The organism is Bacillus sanguinis, from assembly GCF_018332475.1.
In the GTDB taxonomy this organism is placed as follows: Bacteria; Bacillota; Bacilli; order Bacillales; family Bacillaceae_G; genus Bacillus_A; species Bacillus_A sanguinis.
Map to the genome: position 1 here is coordinate 1 of NZ_BOQB01000054.1, position 15,965 is coordinate 15,965.

A 15,965-nucleotide genomic window follows, 5' to 3' on the forward strand; every position below is an offset into this window, starting at 1 on the left:
AGGTGGCAATTGCCACCTCTTATTTTTTATAGTAAATTAAGTACTTTTTCTACTTTGATTCCTTTATCTTGTAAAGAACGAAGGCGATTTACAACGTCCATAATTTCTTTGTCAAATGTAACGCTAATACCTTGGCTTTGTAGTTCTTTTTTTAATCCTTCAATAGAATCATCTATGTCGATGCCAAGCTCGTAATCTTGACAAACTTCAATTGTCTTTTTCACGAGTTTCACATAATTTTCTTGTAGTTTTGAATTTGTTTCAGTTAAAGCAGGTTGCTTCGGTTTTGCAGGCGCGACCGGTGCTGTCTCTTGCTTTGTAACTGGAGTTGGTACTGCTTTTTTCACAGGTGCTGGAGTAGATAATTCCACAGCAGCTTCTACACTTACTGGCTTCGGTGTTGGTACCGGAGTAGGTTTAGGTGCTACAGGTGTTTCTACTCGCGTAACAGGTTTTGGAGCCGGTGTAACTGCTTTTGGAGCTTCTACAACTACTTCTTTTTTCGGAGTAGCCTCTACAACAGTTTCTTCTTGCTCAGCAGCTTCTTTATTCTCTTTGCTCCACATAACGCGTTCAACTTCTAGAGAAACATTGTTTTTGTTCATCGCTGTTAATGTAACTTTACCAACTTCAGCGTTCCCAGTGAAATCAACAATTTTATAAATAACACTCTTGTTCCAATCCACGTTTCCGCTCAAAAATAATTCTTCGTTACATTTCGGCGTTAAGCCCTCGATTTTAATTTCTGCGTTTACACCGTTTTCACTATATACCATAATTAGCGAAGCATTTACATCTTCGTCTGCTAACATTAGTTCACGTACCATTTTGCCGGTGCGTACTTGCGTTTTCTTCTTAACTGACATCTAATTTCTCCTCTCAAAAATTCAGTAATAATAAAAAAATCGTATAACGAAAAATAATTGCTCACGAAGATTTATGATACCGATAATAAAAGCATCACGTCAACAATTAACTTTAATTATTTTGCATTTTTCTTATTTTCTTTATGAAATTTTTCAATTTGTAAAATTAGACAGAAGAAAAACAGCCTTTTGAAAGGCTGTTAAAAATTTGATTTTTTATATAGGAATTTATATAAAGCATAAAATAGGATAGCGATTAAAGCGTTTTGCCAAAAGGTTAGATGGTAAAGGAGATAAGGTTGTTTTCTAAAATAAATATTTACGAATATAGCTGAACAAAATGGAGTAGCAAAAGCGAGCCCGAATAGAATTCTTCTTTTCCAATTTATCTTTTTATTAAAAGAATAACGCTTTAATAAATATAAAATAAGTAGTATTCCTAGTACAATTAGTGAAATAGACAAAGTAGTTCCAGGGATGCTAAAAGGTGGACTTATTATATCGGTATCCTTTTCAAACAGGAAAATGAAAAGAGAAGCAAGGGCATCCATTCCAAACTGTATAGCAAGAAGTAAACTAATAACAAAACCAATGAAAGAAGTTTTTTCTAATTTTGTTTGGGCGGGTAAAGCGGATATAAGTTCATCGCAGTAAGATTGTAAATCATTTCCGAAAATGTCATAAGCATTTTTATTTTCAGCTTGTGCTTCGATAAGGTGGTCTAATATTTCTAACAAAAGTTCTTCTACTTGATGTTCGGGTACATTAGATAACCGAAGATATACTAGCATATCACCATAAGCAGTTTCGTTTTCGGAAGTTAGAAGCTCACGTTTTTTATTATTCAATTCAATCATGTCTTGTGCATTCATCCCTATCACTCCCCTTGTAATAAGTTGTTTACGGTTGTTGAAACCATTCCCCAGCTTTGTTTAAATTCTTCAAGCTGTTCTAATCCTTTATCGGTTACGTGATAATATTTACGTTTTGGACCGAGTGAGGATGCTTTTAATGTTCCTTCAATCAATTTTTCTTTTTGCATACGTAACAATAACGGATATATGCTTCCTTCGCTTACGAATGTAAATCCGTATTTACTTAATTTTGTACTCAGTTCATATCCGTACACTTCTTCTTGTGAAATGATGTATAGGATGCAACCTTCGAGCACACCTTTTAACATTTGGCTGTGCATGATTTCACCACCTATTATTCAGGTAACTTGCGTTGCAAGGTAGCCGATATCCAAATTGTAACATTCAGTAACTTGCAACGCAAGTTACTGAAGTGGAAAACTTTAATGCGTGTTAAAATTTCAACGTTTCCCATACTAACGAGAGGAGGGAAGCGTATGAAACCATTTATGCCAAAAATCGTGTACTTTGAACCGAGGGCACTTGAATATCCGCTTGGAAAAGAGTTGTATGAGAAGTTTACGAAGATGGGATTAGAAATTCGTGAAACGACATCTCATAATCAAATTAGAAATTTGCCAGGTGAAAATGATTTGCAAAAGTATCGTAATGCAAAGGCAACGCTTGTCGTTGGGGTGAGGAAGACATTAAAGTTTGATACGTCAAAACCGTCAGCTGAATATGCAATCCCGCTCGCAACAGGGTGTATGGGGCATTGTCATTATTGTTATTTGCAAACGACACTTGGGAGTAAGCCTTACGTTCGCGTGTACGTGAATCTTGATGAAATATTTGAGAAGGCAAAGCAATACATGGATGAAAGAGCACCTGAAATAACAAGATTTGAAGCGGCTTGTACATCAGACATCGTTGGAATTGATCATTTAACACATGCATTAAAGCGGGCGATAGAGTTTATTGGAGAAAGTGAATACGGGCGTTTACGTTTCGTTACGAAATATTCGCACGTTGATCATTTGTTAGATGCAAAACATAACGGGAAAACTCGTTTCAGGTTTAGTATTAATTCACGGTATGTGATTAAAAATTTTGAGCCAGGGACGTCACCGTTTGAAGAAAGAATTGAAGCTGCTCGTAAAGTAGCAGGCGCGGGTTATCCACTTGGCTTTATAGTTGCACCACTTTATATGCATGAAGGATGGGAAGAAGGATATCGTGAACTATTTGAGCGACTGTACAATGCATTAAAAGATTTATCGATACCAAACTTAACATTTGAACTAATTCAACATCGCTTTACAAAACCAGCAAAAAAGGTCATTCAAGAGCGTTATCCGAATACGAAGCTTGAAATGGATGAAGAGAAGCGTAAATATAAATGGGGACGATACGGCATCGGGAAATACGTATATAAAAAAGATGATGCGGAAGTATTGGAAGAAACGATAAGAGGTTATATATATGAGTTTTTTCCTGATGCAGAAATACAATACTTTACTTAAGAGGAGTCTGTATACAAATACAGATTCTTTTTTGTTTTATATATTTAGGCTTGTTTTCAACTTGTCACGTTATTCTTTCTGGTGTATCATTTTATTGATTGCTTCGTACGGAATGAGCAAAATGAAATTGGATGGAGGAAACCGATGCCTACCCCTAGTATGGAAGATTATATTGAACAAATTTATTTGTTGATTGATGAAAAGGGTTATGCCCGCGTATCTGATATTGCTGAAGCGCTTAGTGTACATCCATCCTCTGTAACGAAAATGGTGCAAAAATTAGACAAAGATGAATATCTAATTTATGAAAAATATAGAGGGCTTGTATTAACATCAAAAGGTAAAAAAATTGGAGAACGTCTCGTATATCGTCATGAATTGTTAGAACAATTTATGCGTATTATCGGTGTGGATGAAAGTAAGATTTACAATGATGTAGAAGGAATTGAACATCATTTAAGTTGGGAAGCAATTGACCGCATTGGTGATTTAGTGCAATACTTTGAACAAGATGGGGTTCGAGTGGAAACCCTCCGTGGTGTTCAAAAAGCAAATGAAGAGAAAAGTAATTAAGGGGAACGTATGTCGTTTCCTTTTTTATTTCAATCGAAAAGGATGGGAGAATTATGAAAGCGATTATTTTTGATTTTGATGGATTAATTGTGGACACAGAAACGATATGGTTTCACTCTTTCAGAGAAGCCGTTCGTGAGTACGGTGGGGAGTTACCTTTAGAGGAATTTGCAAAATGTATTGGGACGACAGATGATGTACTGTATGCATATTTAAATGAGCAATTAAAAGAGAAGTTTAACAAGCATGCATTAAAAGAAAAAGTGAAAACTTTACATAAAGAGAAAATGAAAACACCAGAAGCTCGTGATGGGGTAAAAGAATACTTAGAAGAAGCGAAAGAAATGGGATTAAAAATCGCATTAGCTTCTAGTTCATCTAGGGAATGGATTATTCCTTTTTTAGAAGAGCTACAAATTAGAGATTATTTTGAAGTTATTAAAACGAGAGAAGATGTTGAAAAGGTAAAACCAGATCCAGCACTTTATCAAATTGCGATAGAAGATTTAGGGGTTAATCCGTCTGAAGCCGTTGTATTTGAAGACTCGTTAAATGGATTGAAAGCAGCGATTGCAGCAGGATTAAAGTGCGTCGTTGTACCTAATGATGTGACACGGAATTTACCATTTGAAAATCATCACCTTCGAATTGAAAGTATGAAAGATAGAAGCCTGAAAGAAGTACTGCAAAATATAAAGAAAGACCGTATTTCCTAAAAGGAAGCACGGTCTTTCTTTTTGTTTTTTTTACCTTCAATGACAGTTAAATGAGATTGTTTTCTTTTACGCTTCAAAGTGGAAGGAGTACCTTTTTTCCCTTTGTCATTAGAAGCATTTGATTTAAAGAAAGAATTGCTTAGGGGTGCTACATTTTGTTTCCCATGTTTGCGGTTCGATTGTTTTGCAGCACGCTTATAAGAGCTTTGCGAATTTGCAGAACCACTAGAGTTTGTAAACATTTTGTAGAGTAAATAAAAGATACCAACGACAGCCAACATGATACCAATATTTCTTAACACTCCCATTGGGTCTGTAATAACAGATGAAACAAGGCCGAATATTGCTAATCCGATAATAAGCACAAATATAGCGAAAGTAAACGAACGACCGTTCATAAGGAACACCTCCTAAAAACATATATTAAAAATAGTATATTAACGATGAGGAAAGGAGTTGAACACCATTTTTAAATAATTATTGTTTGTTTTCTAAACGTAATAATTCTTCAAACGATGCAATGGCTACTTCCACTTGATCATCTGTTGGTTCTTTCGTTGTTAACAGTTGCAGCCATAATCCGGGATATCCAAGTATGCGTAATACTGGAATATCGCGTAATCGATTTGTAAATTGTAACACTTCAAAAGAAATACCGAGAACGACTGGAATTAATAAAATTCGGTTTACGACTCTGGCCCAAAGTGGATCTGTAGGGACAAGGAAATAAACAAACATGCCAATAATGACTGTAAATATAATAAAGCTACTGCCACAACGATAATGAAGGCGAGTTTGTTTTTGCACATTTTCTACAGTCATTGGAAGATTATTCTCATAGGCATTAATTACTTTATGCTCCGCACCATGGTACTGAAATACCCGCTTAATAAGTGGGGTTAAAGAAATAAAGTATATATAGCTCAATAATAGCATGAGCTTAATGACACTTTCGACAATGATTTGCCCTGTATGAGAGGGGAAAATCGGTCTCGTTAATTCAGCTAGTAGTGCAGGAACTGCTGTGAAAATGACTTTACCAAATATGAAAGATAAAACACCAACTGCTGCAACTCCTAATACCATCGTTAATTTCGATTGTTCTTCTTTGTTATTTGCGATTTGTTCGTCTTCTTCTGGGTGGACATCAAATCGTTCTGAAGCAAAGTTTAAATGTTTTGCTCCGTTCGCACTTGCATCCACAATAGCGGCAATACCTCGTAAAAATGGAATTTTTTTTAGGATAGATAATGCTTTATTACGAACGCGTGGTAATCGATAAAATTCAATCGATTTATCTTTACGACGAACCGCTGTAACAGTATATTCTCTACCGCCAAACATAACTCCTTCTATGACTGCTTGCCCGCCATATATTTGTTTTGACTCTTCTGCCATGTTAACACCAACCTGTATTTGTTTCTCTCTTATGTAGAAAAAGAGGCAATTGTCATACTGGGTTCTGTCATTTTGAAATAAGACAATCACCGAGTTTCCTTTATTTTATCGACAAATACAAGTATATGACAAGGGAAAATGTTACGGGAGTCGGACATTTCTTATTCTTTTTATAGACAAATTTCGCAGTATTTAAACATGGTTCAAAATAGTTTCGGGCATACTATTGAGCGGAGGTGTCGATGTGAGTCAAGAACAATTAGGAACAAGGAATTTTGTACAAATTGGTTTATTTGGTGGAGTCTTTTGGGGAGGGATATGGTATTTCCTTCATATATTTTCATTTACGGAAGCAGGACCGAACTATTTACTTTTACCATTTGCCTTTGGAAACTGGAAAGAAGGGGTATGGGGCAATGTGTCAGGAATTGTTTGTATGGGAATACTTTCGATTTTAATTGCCTTTTTATATAAAACGTTTTTAGCAAAGTTTGAAGGAATTCTTCCAGGGATGATTTATGGTCTATTTTGGTGGGCGTTACTATTTTTCGGAATGGGATTAATAGCGCCTGCCATTAAAAGTGCACTCCATTTACCGAAAGAAACAATTGTGACGACGATATGTATTTTTATATTGTATGGTGTGTTTATAGCATATTCTGTTTCCTACGCAGTAAATACTAATAAAGCTGAGCGAGAAGGGGCAGAGAAGACGAACTATTCAAATAAGTAACTCCTATGTTAAAATGTTGTATAGATATTTAATATTAAGGAGTTTTAAGCATATGAAAAAGGTACTCCTCGTAAACGGTCCTAACCTAAATCGCCTCGGTGTCAGAGAGGTAAATGTATATGGAAAGGGCACGCTAGCGACACTTGAAGCAGATATGAAACAAGAAGCAGAAACAATGGGAGTGGAGTTAGAATGTTTCCAATCGAATCATGAAGGTGCGATTATTGATCGTATTCATGAGGCGGAAGATATATATGAAGGGATCATTTTAAATCCTGGAGCATTTACGCATTATAGCTATGCGATTCGAGATGCGATTGCGAGCATTTCGATTCCTGTTATTGAAGTACATATTTCTAACATTCACCAGCGTGAGTCGTTCCGTCACGAATCTGTGACGGCAGCTGTTTGTGCGGGACAAATTGTTGGATTTGGTTTTTATGGCTATAAGTTAGCGTTATTTGCATTAATGGAGAAATTGAGGGAGGCATAAAGTAATGGAGAAAATCGAAAGATTAAGAAGTGCATTTGATGAGGCTGGTATTGACGGTATTTTGTTAACAAATGAACATAGTCGTAGATATATGGCTAACTTTACAGGAACAGCTGGTGTTGTACTGATTTCGAAAAATCGTGCTCAATTTATTACAGATTTCCGTTATGTAGAGCAGGCTACTAAACAAGCAGTTGGATACGAGATTGTACAGCATGCAGGATTAATCATTGATGAAGTTGCAAAGCAAGTGAAGGAACTAGGAATTCAAAAGCTTGGCTTTGAGCAAGATACTCTTACATATAGTTCTTATTCAGCACATAAAGAAGCGATTGATGCTGAATTTATCCCAACTTCTGGGCTTGTAGAAAAGTTACGCTTGATAAAGACTGATTCAGAGATTAAGATATTAAAGGAAGCTGCACAGATTGCAGATGCTGCCTTTGAACATATTCTATCATTCATTCGCCCGGGAGTATCTGAAATTGAAGTGTCAAATGAACTTGAATTTTTCATGAGAAAACAAGGAGCAACATCTTCTTCGTTTGATATTATCGTCGCTTCAGGTCTTCGTTCGGCATTACCGCACGGCGTGGCATCTGAAAAAGTGATAGAAACAGGAGATTTCGTTACATTAGACTTCGGCGCTTATTACAAAGGGTATTGCTCTGATATTACTCGTACGATCGCAGTTGGTGAACCATCTGATAAATTGAAAGAAATTTATAATATCGTTTTAGAAGCACAATTACGTGGTGTGAACGGTATTAAAGCTGGTTTAACAGGCCGTGAAGCGGATGCGTTAACGCGCGATTACATAACGGAAAAAGGATACGGTGAATACTTCGGACACTCTACTGGTCATGGAATCGGTCTTGAAATCCATGAAGCACCAGGTTTAGCGTTCCGTTCTGATACAGTACTTGAACCAGGTATGGCTGTAACAGTAGAACCAGGTATTTATATTCCAGGTATTGGCGGCGTACGTATTGAAGATGATATCATTGTAACAAGTGAAGGTAATGAAGTAATTACGAAATCACCAAAAGAACTTATTATTTTGTAATACACAGGAGGATTTTTTTACATGATTTCAGTAAACGATTTTCGTACAGGTTTAACAATTTCAGTGGATAATAGCCTTTGGCAAGTACTTGATTTCCAACACGTAAAGCCAGGTAAAGGTGCTGCATTCGTTCGTTCTAAACTACGTAACCTTCGCACAGGTTCTGTTCAAGAGAAAACATTCCGTGCAGGTGAGAAAGTAGAAAAAGCACACATCGAAAACCGTCGTATGCAATACTTATACGCAAGCGGTGAGGCTCACGTATTTATGGATAACGGAACTTATGAGCAAATCGAACTTGGTGAAAACCAAATCGAGCGCGAGCTTAAATTCCTAAAAGAAAACATGGAAGTATCTATTATGACTTACCAAGGCGAAGTACTTGGTGTTGAACTTCCAAACACAGTTGAATTACAAGTTACAGAAACAGAGCCAGGTATTAAAGGTGATACTGCTTCTAACGTAACAAAACCAGCTACATTAGAAACTGGTCTTGTTGTACAAGTACCAATCTTCATTAACGAAGGCGAAATGCTTATCATCAACACTGGTGAAGGTAAATACGTTTCTCGTGCATAGTAGAAAAGCACTCGTGATTATCACGAGTGCTTTTTTATTTATAGGAAATAGGGCAGATAATAAATCGCCGTTATAACAAAGCTAACTAAGACAAGTGAAAGGGTACCCATAATATATGGAGTCAAAACAATTTGAAATGGTTTTATCTCGCCAGTCTCAACGCCAGTCAGTGTTTTACTGATTGCATGATCTGTAATATTGTTTCTATGATTACTCATAATAATGAGCCACGTAATTGCAAATATCGCTAAACTACCAAGGAAAAAGGCCTCCATAAATGACCAGCCGACTATTGCTGAAAAAAGATAAATAAGAGCTAATTCTACTATAATCGTTAAACTAATTTTTAATACCTTCATATTTTCCCCCCTCATTTTGTAAGTCTAGCCAATTTAGAAATTTCTCGCGTGATACGACATGCAGTACGCAAGTTGATTTTACTTCTTTCTCTAATGCAGCATGTTCGCTTGGAAATTTATCTTCCACATGCAACGAAATATAAGGTAGTTTCTCTTGTGCTTTTAACGAGCGGATATTATTCGTTTTAGCACCAGCAAATACGTATGTAAGTTGTAAGTCTAAAAAAGCAATTTTAAAAATTTCTTTTTTGGCAGCCTCATTGTATCCTTTTCCCCAGTACGGATAGCCGAGCCAACTACCAATGTGAGATTGTTTCTTCTCATAATTAATATGTTTAAGTGTGGTGAGACCGATTATTTCGCTTTCTTCATTTACAATCATTCTCGATAAAGACCTCTTTTGGCGCTCTTCTTCTATTGCGAAAAGAAGGAATGCTTTCGTATCTTCAATTTTTTCTACCTTTATTCCTAAAGCGTTTTTTACATGTGAATCACTGGATAGCTTAAAAATCACATTTGCATAGCGTAAGTCGAGTGGTACTAAAGTAACGTGTTGCATCGTCTATACCCCTTTTAAATTAAATATACCATAAATAATAGGAATATTCAGATTTAATAAAAGCGTTAGATAAAAATTATGTTTTTAATTCTGAAATAGACAACCTCTGCATATGGTTGTACAAATATATTCTTTTTGGAGTGCAGCACTAGTAACCGTTATGGGAGAAGGTGGGAGAATGAAACAGTGGCTAGCGGCAATGGAAACATCTGTGCTTGTAATGGGGTTGCTTCGGTTGTTTTCAGGTAGCGCGGAAATATTCGCCGCTTTGCTTATGCTCTATGTGAATGATGCGAAGAAGGCATTATTTATAAATGGTATGTTGGCGTTTGTTGGACCGACCGTATTAATTTTAACAATGACAATAGGCATAGCGAGTGTGGCAAGTGAGATTTCTTTCTTGAAACTCTTTTTTCTAGCGCTTGGAATTGGCTGCATTTTTATCGCGTTGTTGAAATAAGTAAGCCAGGTATAGTGGGGAGAAGCTGATGAAAGAAGTATTAGAAGTTTTACCGAAAACGATGAAGCAGTTAGTGGAGAGTTGTAAGCAGTACGATGCTCTAGAGGAAATCCGTGTTCGAATTGGCAGACCGCTAGAGTGTATTGCTCATGGTGAAGTGTTTTTTTATGACTATGTCGTTACAGCGGAGGATGCTATTTACTTATTGAATAAGTTAAGTCAATTCTCAATTTATACGATGGAAGAAGAGTTAAAGCGTGGGTATGTAACACTTCGAGGTGGGCATAGAATTGGCTTAGCAGGAAAAGTCATTACAGAAAAAAGCGCAGTGAAAATGATTCGAGATGTCTCTTCCTTTAATATTCGTATTGCTCGTCAAAAAATAGGAATTGCTGAACCACTTTTGCCGTATTTGTATGAAACACGATGGTTAAACACGATGGTAATTGGTCCTCCGCAAACGGGGAAAACAACACTTTTAAGAGATGTAGCGCGTTGCATGAGTCAAGGTGTAAGTGCTTCGGAAATTCCTTCTTGTAAAGTGGGAATTGTTGATGAACGGTCAGAAATTGCTGGCTGTGTGAAAGGAATCCCGCAATATGACTTTGGCGCACGAGTAGATGTGTTAGATGCATGTCCAAAAGCTGAAGGAATGATGATGATGATCCGTTCTATGAGTCCAGATATTTTGATTGTAGATGAAATCGGACGTAAAGAAGATAGTGAAGCAATTATGGAAGCGGTGCATGCAGGGGTGCAGCTTTTTATAAGTGCACATGGATTTTCTTATGATGATGTTGTGAAACGTCCATCACTAAAGGCAGTGCTGGAGCTCGGTATATTTGATAGGTTTGTGGAGCTATCAAAAGCAAGAGGGCCAGGAACAGTTATGCAAGTGAAAGATAAATATGGAAAACCGGTATTACCTCATAGAAAGGCTGAGGGTGTATGGTGAAAATATTTGGTGCAGTGTTAATCGTTGCGGTCAGCACCTTTTTCGGGTTTTCATACGCTAAAAGATACAGTGAGAGACCAAGGCAACTTAGATTATTAAAAGCGGCACTTCAATCATTAGAGGCAGAAATTATGTATGGACATACACCATTGTCTGAAGCCGCTGAACGATTAGTGAAACAAATGCCGAAGCCGTTAAATTGGATATTTCAAAGTTTCGCTAGAAGGCTAGAAAGCGGAGACCAAACAGTAAGAGAAGCTTGGATAGATAGTTTGAAAGAAAATTGGAAGCTAACAGCATTTCAACAGACTGAGTACGAGATTTTGCAGCAATTTGGTGAAACACTCGGACAACATGATCGTGAATCACAACAAAAACATATTCGCTTATGTATTACACATTTAGAAAGAGAAGAAGAAGAAGCGAAAGCTTTACAACTGCAATACGAAAAAATGATCAAGAGCTTAGGGGTACTAGCGGGGCTACTTATCGTAATTTTACTGCTATAGGAGGGAGAAAGGCGATGTCCATTGATGTTGGATTAATATTTCAAATCGCCGGAATCGGCATTGTTTTAGCTTTCATTCATACCGTACTAAAAGAATTAAAGCGTGAGGATATTGCAAATTGGGTTATCCTTGTCGGTTTTGTCGTTATTTTATTTCATGTTGCATTTTTAATTAATACGCTATTCGACAAGATTAAAAGTGTCTTTCTCTTCCAGTAAAGGAGGCGGTTCGAATCGAAATTATACAAATTGTCGGATTAGGCCTCGTTGCTACGTTTTTAGCAGCTGTATTGAACCAACATAAATCTAGCATTACGTCGTTATTTATTGTGTTTGTAGGTAGTGTGATGTTCCTTCTTTTAATCGATCAAATTCACTCTATTTTACAAATGATTGAGAGAGTAGCGAGTGAAGCGAAAGTTAGCAACGTGTATGTAGAAACGTTGCTAAAAATTATTGGGATTGCTTATATTGCTGAGTTTGGAGCACAAATTACAAAAGATGCAGGGCAGGGTGCAATTGCTTCAAAAATTGAATTAGCTGGAAAAATATTGATTCTAGTAATGGCTATTCCTATTTTGACGGTTGTAATTGAAACTATTCTCGGATTTTTACCGACGGGATAAGGGGGAGTGAATGTTGAGGGGGTTTGGAGCTAAGCTGCTATTTGCTTGCTTCCTTTTCTTTTCTTTACCGGTTGTTGTACAAGCTTCTCCTGTAGAAACAAACGTCGTTGATCAACAATTGGATAAGCTCGGAATTGAAGATGTGAAGCAATTTTGGGACGGGCTTGTTACAAAATATGGAGGTTATTTACCAGAGAGTCAAAAAGGTAGCTTTATGGAGTTTGTAAAGGGAGAAAAAGAAATTTCTATAAAAGAGTGGATGCTAGGTTTATTAAAGTATTTATTTCACGAGCTTGTTGCAAATGGGAAGCTGCTTGGAACGCTCATTATGCTCACAATTTTTAGTGCATTGTTGCAATCGTTGCAATCTTCCTTTTCAAAAAGTAGCGTAAGTAAAATTGCCGACGCAGTTGTATATATGGTACTTATTATTTTCGCTTTAAACAGCTTTTATGTCGTCATGACATACGCAAGAGAAACGATACAAACAATGGTAGATTTCATATTAGCACTATTGCCAATCTTGCTTGCGCTCATAGCAACTGGAGGCGGTGTTGTATCTGTATCATTTTTTCATCCGATTATCATCTTCTTAATGAATACGAGTGGGCTTTTGATGAATTATATCGTTCTACCACTTTTATTACTTGCAACGATATTAAGTATTGTAAGTACGATGAGCGATCAATATAAAGTTACGAAACTGTCCAAGCTTCTGCAAAACGTTAGCGTTGGGATTATCGGTATCTTTTTAACGATTTTTTTAGGCGTATTATCTGTACAAGGAACAGCGACAGCTGTTGCTGATGGAATCGCTGTGAAAACTGCTAAATTTGTAACAGGGAACTTTATTCCTGTAGTAGGAAGAATGTTTACAGAGGCGGCGGATACTGTTATTAGTGCGTCGGGATTATTAAAAAACACAGTCGGAATTATCGGGCTCGTCATTCTATGCTTAATTGTCGCTTTTCCAGCGATTCAAATTTTTTGTATCGCGTTTATTTATAAATTCGCAGCAGCAGTATTACAGCCAGTTGGCGGTGGAGCAATTATTCAATGTTTAGATATTATCGGGCGGAGCATCATTTACGTATTTGCTTGCTTAGCTATCGTATCGTTTATGTTCTTTTTAAGTATCACAATTATTATTGCTGCGGGGAACATTACACTTATGATGCGGTAGGAGGTGAAGGGTATGCAATTTGTTACAGAGTGGATTAGAAATATTATCGTTTTTTTACTCTTAGCGACAATGCTTCATCTTATTCTTCCAAATTCTAATTTGCAAAAGTACGTTAAATTCGTTGTAAGTCTATTATTAGTTGTTTTAATTTTAACGCCTCTTTTTAAGTTATTACAAACAGATGTAAATGAAGTAATCGCAAATTTTAATGAAGAGAAGTACGTAGCAGAAGGATCTGTAAAAAATTCAATAGATTCGAAGAAAAAAGAAATACAAGCTCTAACACGTGCATATAGTTTAGAAGAGATGGCTACCAAAATGAAAAAAGAAGTAGGAAAAGAGTTCGAAAAAAAATATGGTATGACAGTCTCTGAAATACAAATAGTCGCAGCGGAAAGTACAGCGGAAGTAAAGTCAGCGAAAGATATTCAATCTGTTGTTGTGACGTTGAAAGAAAAAGAACGTAGTAAAAATGATGCAATTGAAACAGTAAAGCCAGTTGAAATTAACACGAAGGAACCGCCGAAAAAGGTAGAGGAAACGAATGTAGAAATGAAAGACTTCTTTTCAAGCAGGTGGCAACTAGAGAATAAACAAATCCAAGTTCAAATGGAAGGGAGGACAGGTAGAGTAAATGGACAATAAAGATAAAAATTCGAAGTTCTCATTTTTTCGAAACTTATTGAATGGGGATGAAAAAGAAAGCAATGAGAAGGGAAAAAAGGTGACACCTAAGTTTTTACTTGTCCTACTCATACTTGGAATTTTGCTTATGTTTTCTAGTAGTTTATTTTCAAGTAAAAAAGAAGAAATACCTGTATTTAAAGAACAAAAAACGCAAAATCAAGAAAAAGATGTACCAACTTTCGGACAAAAAAAGAACGATAGTATGTCAAATGTAGAAAAGTATGAAAAAGCGTATGAACAAGAATTAAAAGCAGCCTTAGAAGAAATAGCGGGAGTAAAAGATGTAACGATTAAAGTGAACTTAGATTCATCAGAGGAAAAAATATTAGAAAAAAATACAGTGAAACGCTCACAAACAACAGGTGAAACAGATAAAACAGGCGGTAAAAGGGAAGTAGAAGATGAGTCTCTTGATGAAAAGACAGTCATTATACGTGAAGGGGATAAAGAAACTCCCGTTGTTTTACGAACAGAGAAACCAAAAGTACGAGGTGTTCTTGTTGTAGCAAAAGGAGTGGATAATATACAAGTTAAAGCGATGGTAAAAGAAGCTGTCATACGGCTGTTAGATGTACCAGCTCATCGCGTTTCAGTATCACCGAAAAATTGATAGGGAGGAAATACAGTGTTAAAAAAACAAACGGTTTGGTTATTAACGATGTTAAGTTTAGTTGTTGTACTATCTGTTTATTACGTAACAACTCCTGACAAAATGAATACAGCATCGCCGGCAACAGGTGAAAAGATTGGACAAGAAAAACAAGGTACTGATAAAGCAGTAACAAATGAAGCGTCTAAAGAAACGCCTAAAAAAGAAAGTACAAGTAAGGAAACAACAAATAAAGAAACAAACAAAGAAACAGAGAAAAAAGAGAGTGCAAACAAAGAAACAAGTAAAAAAGATGCTAACGTAACAGTTCAATCAAGTGATGAAAATTTCACAGCGTTACGTATGCAAATGGAAGATCAGCGAAGTGAACAAAAAGCAAGATTACAAGAAGTAATGAATTCAGCAAAGTCTTCAGCAACAGAAAAGAGTAAAGCGAAAGATAATTTTGATGCAATCACTACAATGGAAACGAAGCAAGAATTACTTGAGACAGTGATTAAGTCTCAAGGAGGATATAAAGATGCCCTTGTAAGAGCTGACGGAACTGACATTAGAGTAACTGTGAAAGCAGCAAAGCATTCACAAAAAGAAGCAAATAAAATTATACAGCTTGTAAGAAGTGAAGGCGGATCAAAAGATGTAGGTGTGAAATTTGATCCACCAACAAAATAAAAACTAATAATCCACGGGGAAATCCCCCGCGGATTATTAGTTTTTACGAATCGGATTGTTTGAAATTAGTTAGATAAAAATAATAATAGAAAAAGCTATCATTTTCGATAGCTTTTTTCTGTTTCGTCTTTGTAGTTGTTTTTACTATGTTCAACTCGGAATGGGGAAATACGTTGTGAGTAAAAGATTAGCGGTTCATGGTAACGATGATTACTTTTTCCTGATTTGACGTGGATGAAGAGAACGAATGCCCAAACCATTACGGCAGGTACGAAGAGAATGAGCCATATCATATGTCCACACCTCGATACAATATATTTTCTACACTTTGAACATACTATTCTTATATGAAGGAATGATGAACGACGTGTAAACAAAAAAATAATATTTGGTAAAAATATGTTATTGACTATAGATGAGGTGAAGAGTGGAGCGGTAATGACACGTTTACTGTGTAGCATTTTGAGAAAGTAAAGAATGTTTTTTAGGAAGTGGTCTTGCCAATTTTGTGTGAAACTTGGTATTATTACTAGGTAATAAATTTT

Annotated in this window: 24 protein-coding genes; 16 read left to right on the forward strand and 8 right to left on the reverse strand. The window is 36.3% G+C overall.

The genetic code is table 11. The annotated features are described in order from the left end of the window. Positions 1-26 precede the first annotated feature (26 nt). The 3 genes from KI369_RS07350 to KI369_RS07360 form a co-directional block, all read right to left on the reverse strand. Positions 27-866, reverse strand: coding sequence for a hypothetical protein (locus KI369_RS07350; protein WP_212955552.1), 840 nt, complete (start codon positions 864-866; stop codon positions 27-29). 200 nt (positions 867-1,066) lie between these two features. Further along, complete coding sequence (locus tag KI369_RS07355; protein ID WP_212955553.1) at positions 1,067-1,738, reverse strand: DUF1129 domain-containing protein; 672 nt, start codon at positions 1,736-1,738, stop codon at positions 1,067-1,069. Positions 1,739-1,743: 5 nt separating this feature from the next. Beyond that, complete coding sequence (locus tag KI369_RS07360) at positions 1,744-2,061, reverse strand: PadR family transcriptional regulator (protein WP_212955554.1); 318 nt, start codon at positions 2,059-2,061, stop codon at positions 1,744-1,746. 156 nt (positions 2,062-2,217) lie between these two features. On the opposite strand from KI369_RS07360, the gene splB reads away from it, so the two are divergent. From splB to KI369_RS07375, 3 genes are all read left to right on the forward strand, one after another. Further along, a complete protein-coding gene (gene splB / locus KI369_RS07365) occupies positions 2,218-3,243 on the forward strand; it encodes a spore photoproduct lyase (RefSeq protein WP_368858617.1) in 1,026 nt (341 codons plus the stop codon). A 144-nt stretch (positions 3,244-3,387) separates the two neighbouring features. After that, positions 3,388-3,816 carry a transcriptional regulator MntR gene (gene mntR / locus KI369_RS07370; protein ID WP_001143079.1) on the forward strand — a complete coding sequence of 143 codons (429 nt, stop codon included), beginning with the start codon at positions 3,388-3,390 and terminating at the stop codon, positions 3,814-3,816. A 53-nt stretch (positions 3,817-3,869) separates the two neighbouring features. Next, positions 3,870-4,532, forward strand: coding sequence for an HAD family hydrolase (locus KI369_RS07375; RefSeq protein ID WP_212955556.1), 663 nt, complete (start codon positions 3,870-3,872; stop codon positions 4,530-4,532). On the opposite strand, the gene KI369_RS07380 is transcribed toward KI369_RS07375, so the two are convergent. Together KI369_RS07380 and KI369_RS07385 are read right to left on the reverse strand one after the other, a co-directional pair. After that, on the reverse strand, positions 4,529-4,930 hold the full coding sequence (locus KI369_RS07380; RefSeq protein ID WP_001978909.1) for an SA1362 family protein: 402 nt from the start codon (positions 4,928-4,930) through the stop codon (positions 4,529-4,531). The genes KI369_RS07375 and KI369_RS07380 overlap by 4 nt on opposite strands. A 79-nt stretch (positions 4,931-5,009) precedes the next feature. Further along, the gene (locus KI369_RS07385) at positions 5,010-5,930 is read right to left on the reverse strand and encodes a DUF1385 domain-containing protein (protein ID WP_000807116.1); all 921 of its coding nucleotides are present in this window, start codon (positions 5,928-5,930) and stop codon (positions 5,010-5,012) included. Positions 5,931-6,174: 244 nt separating this feature from the next. Between KI369_RS07385 and KI369_RS07390 the strand changes: the two genes are divergently transcribed. From KI369_RS07390 to efp, 4 genes are read left to right on the forward strand one after another with little or no spacing between them, the layout of a single operon-like run. Next, positions 6,175-6,663: a YqhR family membrane protein gene (locus KI369_RS07390; RefSeq protein WP_212955557.1), complete on the forward strand. Its 489-nt coding sequence runs from the start codon at positions 6,175-6,177 to the stop codon at positions 6,661-6,663. Between the two features lie 52 nt (positions 6,664-6,715). Further along, a complete protein-coding gene (aroQ, locus tag KI369_RS07395) occupies positions 6,716-7,156 on the forward strand; it encodes a type II 3-dehydroquinate dehydratase (protein ID WP_000757087.1) in 441 nt (146 codons plus the stop codon). A 4-nt stretch (positions 7,157-7,160) separates the two neighbouring features. Next, complete coding sequence (pepQ, locus tag KI369_RS07400; RefSeq protein ID WP_000411051.1) at positions 7,161-8,222, forward strand: Xaa-Pro dipeptidase; 1,062 nt, start codon at positions 7,161-7,163, stop codon at positions 8,220-8,222. Between the two features lie 21 nt (positions 8,223-8,243). Continuing rightward, positions 8,244-8,801 (forward strand): elongation factor P, encoded by a 558-nt coding sequence (efp, locus tag KI369_RS07405; RefSeq protein ID WP_029439892.1) that lies wholly within the window; start codon positions 8,244-8,246, stop codon positions 8,799-8,801. Positions 8,802-8,839: 38 nt separating this feature from the next. Here the strand turns inward: efp and KI369_RS07410 are convergent, their stop codons facing one another. Continuing rightward, on the reverse strand, positions 8,840-9,160 hold the full coding sequence (locus tag KI369_RS07410) for a hypothetical protein (protein ID WP_212955558.1): 321 nt from the start codon (positions 9,158-9,160) through the stop codon (positions 8,840-8,842). Beyond that, a complete protein-coding gene (locus tag KI369_RS07415; protein ID WP_212955559.1) occupies positions 9,141-9,719 on the reverse strand; it encodes a GNAT family N-acetyltransferase in 579 nt (192 codons plus the stop codon). Before KI369_RS07415 ends, KI369_RS07410 begins: the two co-directional genes overlap by 20 nt. Before the next feature lie 178 nt (positions 9,720-9,897). Between KI369_RS07415 and KI369_RS07420 the strand changes: the two genes are divergently transcribed. From KI369_RS07420 to KI369_RS07460, 9 genes are read left to right on the forward strand one after another with little or no spacing between them, the layout of a single operon-like run. Next, positions 9,898-10,179, forward strand: a complete 282-nt coding sequence (locus KI369_RS07420; RefSeq protein ID WP_000816054.1) for a YqhV family protein — start codon at positions 9,898-9,900, stop codon at positions 10,177-10,179. A 28-nt stretch (positions 10,180-10,207) separates the two neighbouring features. Beyond that, positions 10,208-11,134, forward strand: a complete 927-nt coding sequence (gene spoIIIAA / locus KI369_RS07425) for a stage III sporulation protein AA (protein WP_212955560.1) — start codon at positions 10,208-10,210, stop codon at positions 11,132-11,134. Then, positions 11,128-11,643, forward strand: coding sequence for a stage III sporulation protein SpoIIIAB (gene spoIIIAB, locus KI369_RS07430; protein WP_000238694.1), 516 nt, complete (start codon positions 11,128-11,130; stop codon positions 11,641-11,643). Before spoIIIAA ends, spoIIIAB begins: the two co-directional genes overlap by 7 nt. A gap of 14 nt (positions 11,644-11,657) precedes the next feature. Next, positions 11,658-11,861: a stage III sporulation protein AC gene (gene spoIIIAC / locus KI369_RS07435; protein ID WP_000020914.1), complete on the forward strand. Its 204-nt coding sequence runs from the start codon at positions 11,658-11,660 to the stop codon at positions 11,859-11,861. Between the two features lie 23 nt (positions 11,862-11,884). After that, on the forward strand, positions 11,885-12,268 hold the full coding sequence (gene spoIIIAD / locus KI369_RS07440) for a stage III sporulation protein AD (protein WP_079998460.1): 384 nt from the start codon (positions 11,885-11,887) through the stop codon (positions 12,266-12,268). Between the two features lie 10 nt (positions 12,269-12,278). Further along, positions 12,279-13,451 (forward strand): stage III sporulation protein AE, encoded by a 1,173-nt coding sequence (spoIIIAE, locus tag KI369_RS07445; RefSeq protein WP_140970405.1) that lies wholly within the window; start codon positions 12,279-12,281, stop codon positions 13,449-13,451. Positions 13,452-13,463: 12 nt separating this feature from the next. Further along, entirely contained in the window at positions 13,464-14,096 is a 633-nt protein-coding gene (spoIIIAF, locus tag KI369_RS07450; protein ID WP_098760808.1) for a stage III sporulation protein AF, read from the forward strand. Beyond that, on the forward strand, positions 14,086-14,748 hold the full coding sequence (gene spoIIIAG / locus KI369_RS07455) for a stage III sporulation protein AG (protein ID WP_212955561.1): 663 nt from the start codon (positions 14,086-14,088) through the stop codon (positions 14,746-14,748). Before spoIIIAF ends, spoIIIAG begins: the two co-directional genes overlap by 11 nt. A gap of 15 nt (positions 14,749-14,763) precedes the next feature. Continuing rightward, a complete protein-coding gene (locus KI369_RS07460; protein WP_212955562.1) occupies positions 14,764-15,420 on the forward strand; it encodes a SpoIIIAH-like family protein in 657 nt (218 codons plus the stop codon). Positions 15,421-15,518: 98 nt separating this feature from the next. Here the strand turns inward: KI369_RS07460 and KI369_RS07465 are convergent, their stop codons facing one another. Beyond that, positions 15,519-15,713 carry a DNA recombination protein RecO gene (locus KI369_RS07465; protein WP_212955563.1) on the reverse strand — a complete coding sequence of 65 codons (195 nt, stop codon included), beginning with the start codon at positions 15,711-15,713 and terminating at the stop codon, positions 15,519-15,521. Positions 15,714-15,965 lie beyond the last annotated feature (252 nt).

What these genes read in the sequence shown, in the direction of transcription:
- KI369_RS07375 (WP_212955556.1), top strand. Translation starts at nt 3,870, where the DNA reads ATGAAAGCGATTATTTTTGATTTTGATGGATTAATTGTGGACACAGAA.
- pepQ (WP_000411051.1), top strand. Translation starts at nt 7,161, where the DNA reads ATGGAGAAAATCGAAAGATTAAGAAGTGCATTTGATGAGGCTGGTATT.
- spoIIIAA (WP_212955560.1), top strand. Translation starts at nt 10,208, where the DNA reads ATGAAAGAAGTATTAGAAGTTTTACCGAAAACGATGAAGCAGTTAGTG.
- KI369_RS07380 (WP_001978909.1), bottom strand. Translation starts at nt 4,930, where the DNA reads ATGAACGGTCGTTCGTTTACTTTCGCTATATTTGTGCTTATTATCGGA.
- spoIIIAG (WP_212955561.1), top strand. Translation starts at nt 14,086, where the DNA reads ATGGACAATAAAGATAAAAATTCGAAGTTCTCATTTTTTCGAAACTTA.
- KI369_RS07410 (WP_212955558.1), bottom strand. Translation starts at nt 9,160, where the DNA reads ATGAAGGTATTAAAAATTAGTTTAACGATTATAGTAGAATTAGCTCTT.
- KI369_RS07350 (WP_212955552.1), bottom strand. Translation starts at nt 866, where the DNA reads ATGTCAGTTAAGAAGAAAACGCAAGTACGCACCGGCAAAATGGTACGT.
- KI369_RS07355 (WP_212955553.1), bottom strand. Translation starts at nt 1,738, where the DNA reads ATGAATGCACAAGACATGATTGAATTGAATAATAAAAAACGTGAGCTT.
- efp (WP_029439892.1), top strand. Translation starts at nt 8,244, where the DNA reads ATGATTTCAGTAAACGATTTTCGTACAGGTTTAACAATTTCAGTGGAT.
- aroQ (WP_000757087.1), top strand. Translation starts at nt 6,716, where the DNA reads ATGAAAAAGGTACTCCTCGTAAACGGTCCTAACCTAAATCGCCTCGGT.
- spoIIIAB (WP_000238694.1), top strand. Translation starts at nt 11,128, where the DNA reads ATGGTGAAAATATTTGGTGCAGTGTTAATCGTTGCGGTCAGCACCTTT.
- KI369_RS07420 (WP_000816054.1), top strand. Translation starts at nt 9,898, where the DNA reads ATGAAACAGTGGCTAGCGGCAATGGAAACATCTGTGCTTGTAATGGGG.
- mntR (WP_001143079.1), top strand. Translation starts at nt 3,388, where the DNA reads ATGCCTACCCCTAGTATGGAAGATTATATTGAACAAATTTATTTGTTG.
- spoIIIAC (WP_000020914.1), top strand. Translation starts at nt 11,658, where the DNA reads ATGTCCATTGATGTTGGATTAATATTTCAAATCGCCGGAATCGGCATT.
- KI369_RS07385 (WP_000807116.1), bottom strand. Translation starts at nt 5,930, where the DNA reads ATGGCAGAAGAGTCAAAACAAATATATGGCGGGCAAGCAGTCATAGAA.
- KI369_RS07360 (WP_212955554.1), bottom strand. Translation starts at nt 2,061, where the DNA reads ATGCACAGCCAAATGTTAAAAGGTGTGCTCGAAGGTTGCATCCTATAC.
- KI369_RS07415 (WP_212955559.1), bottom strand. Translation starts at nt 9,719, where the DNA reads ATGCAACACGTTACTTTAGTACCACTCGACTTACGCTATGCAAATGTG.
- KI369_RS07465 (WP_212955563.1), bottom strand. Translation starts at nt 15,713, where the DNA reads ATGATATGGCTCATTCTCTTCGTACCTGCCGTAATGGTTTGGGCATTC.
- spoIIIAF (WP_098760808.1), top strand. Translation starts at nt 13,464, where the DNA reads ATGCAATTTGTTACAGAGTGGATTAGAAATATTATCGTTTTTTTACTC.
- spoIIIAE (WP_140970405.1), top strand. Translation starts at nt 12,279, where the DNA reads ATGTTGAGGGGGTTTGGAGCTAAGCTGCTATTTGCTTGCTTCCTTTTC.
- splB (WP_368858617.1), top strand. Translation starts at nt 2,218, where the DNA reads ATGAAACCATTTATGCCAAAAATCGTGTACTTTGAACCGAGGGCACTT.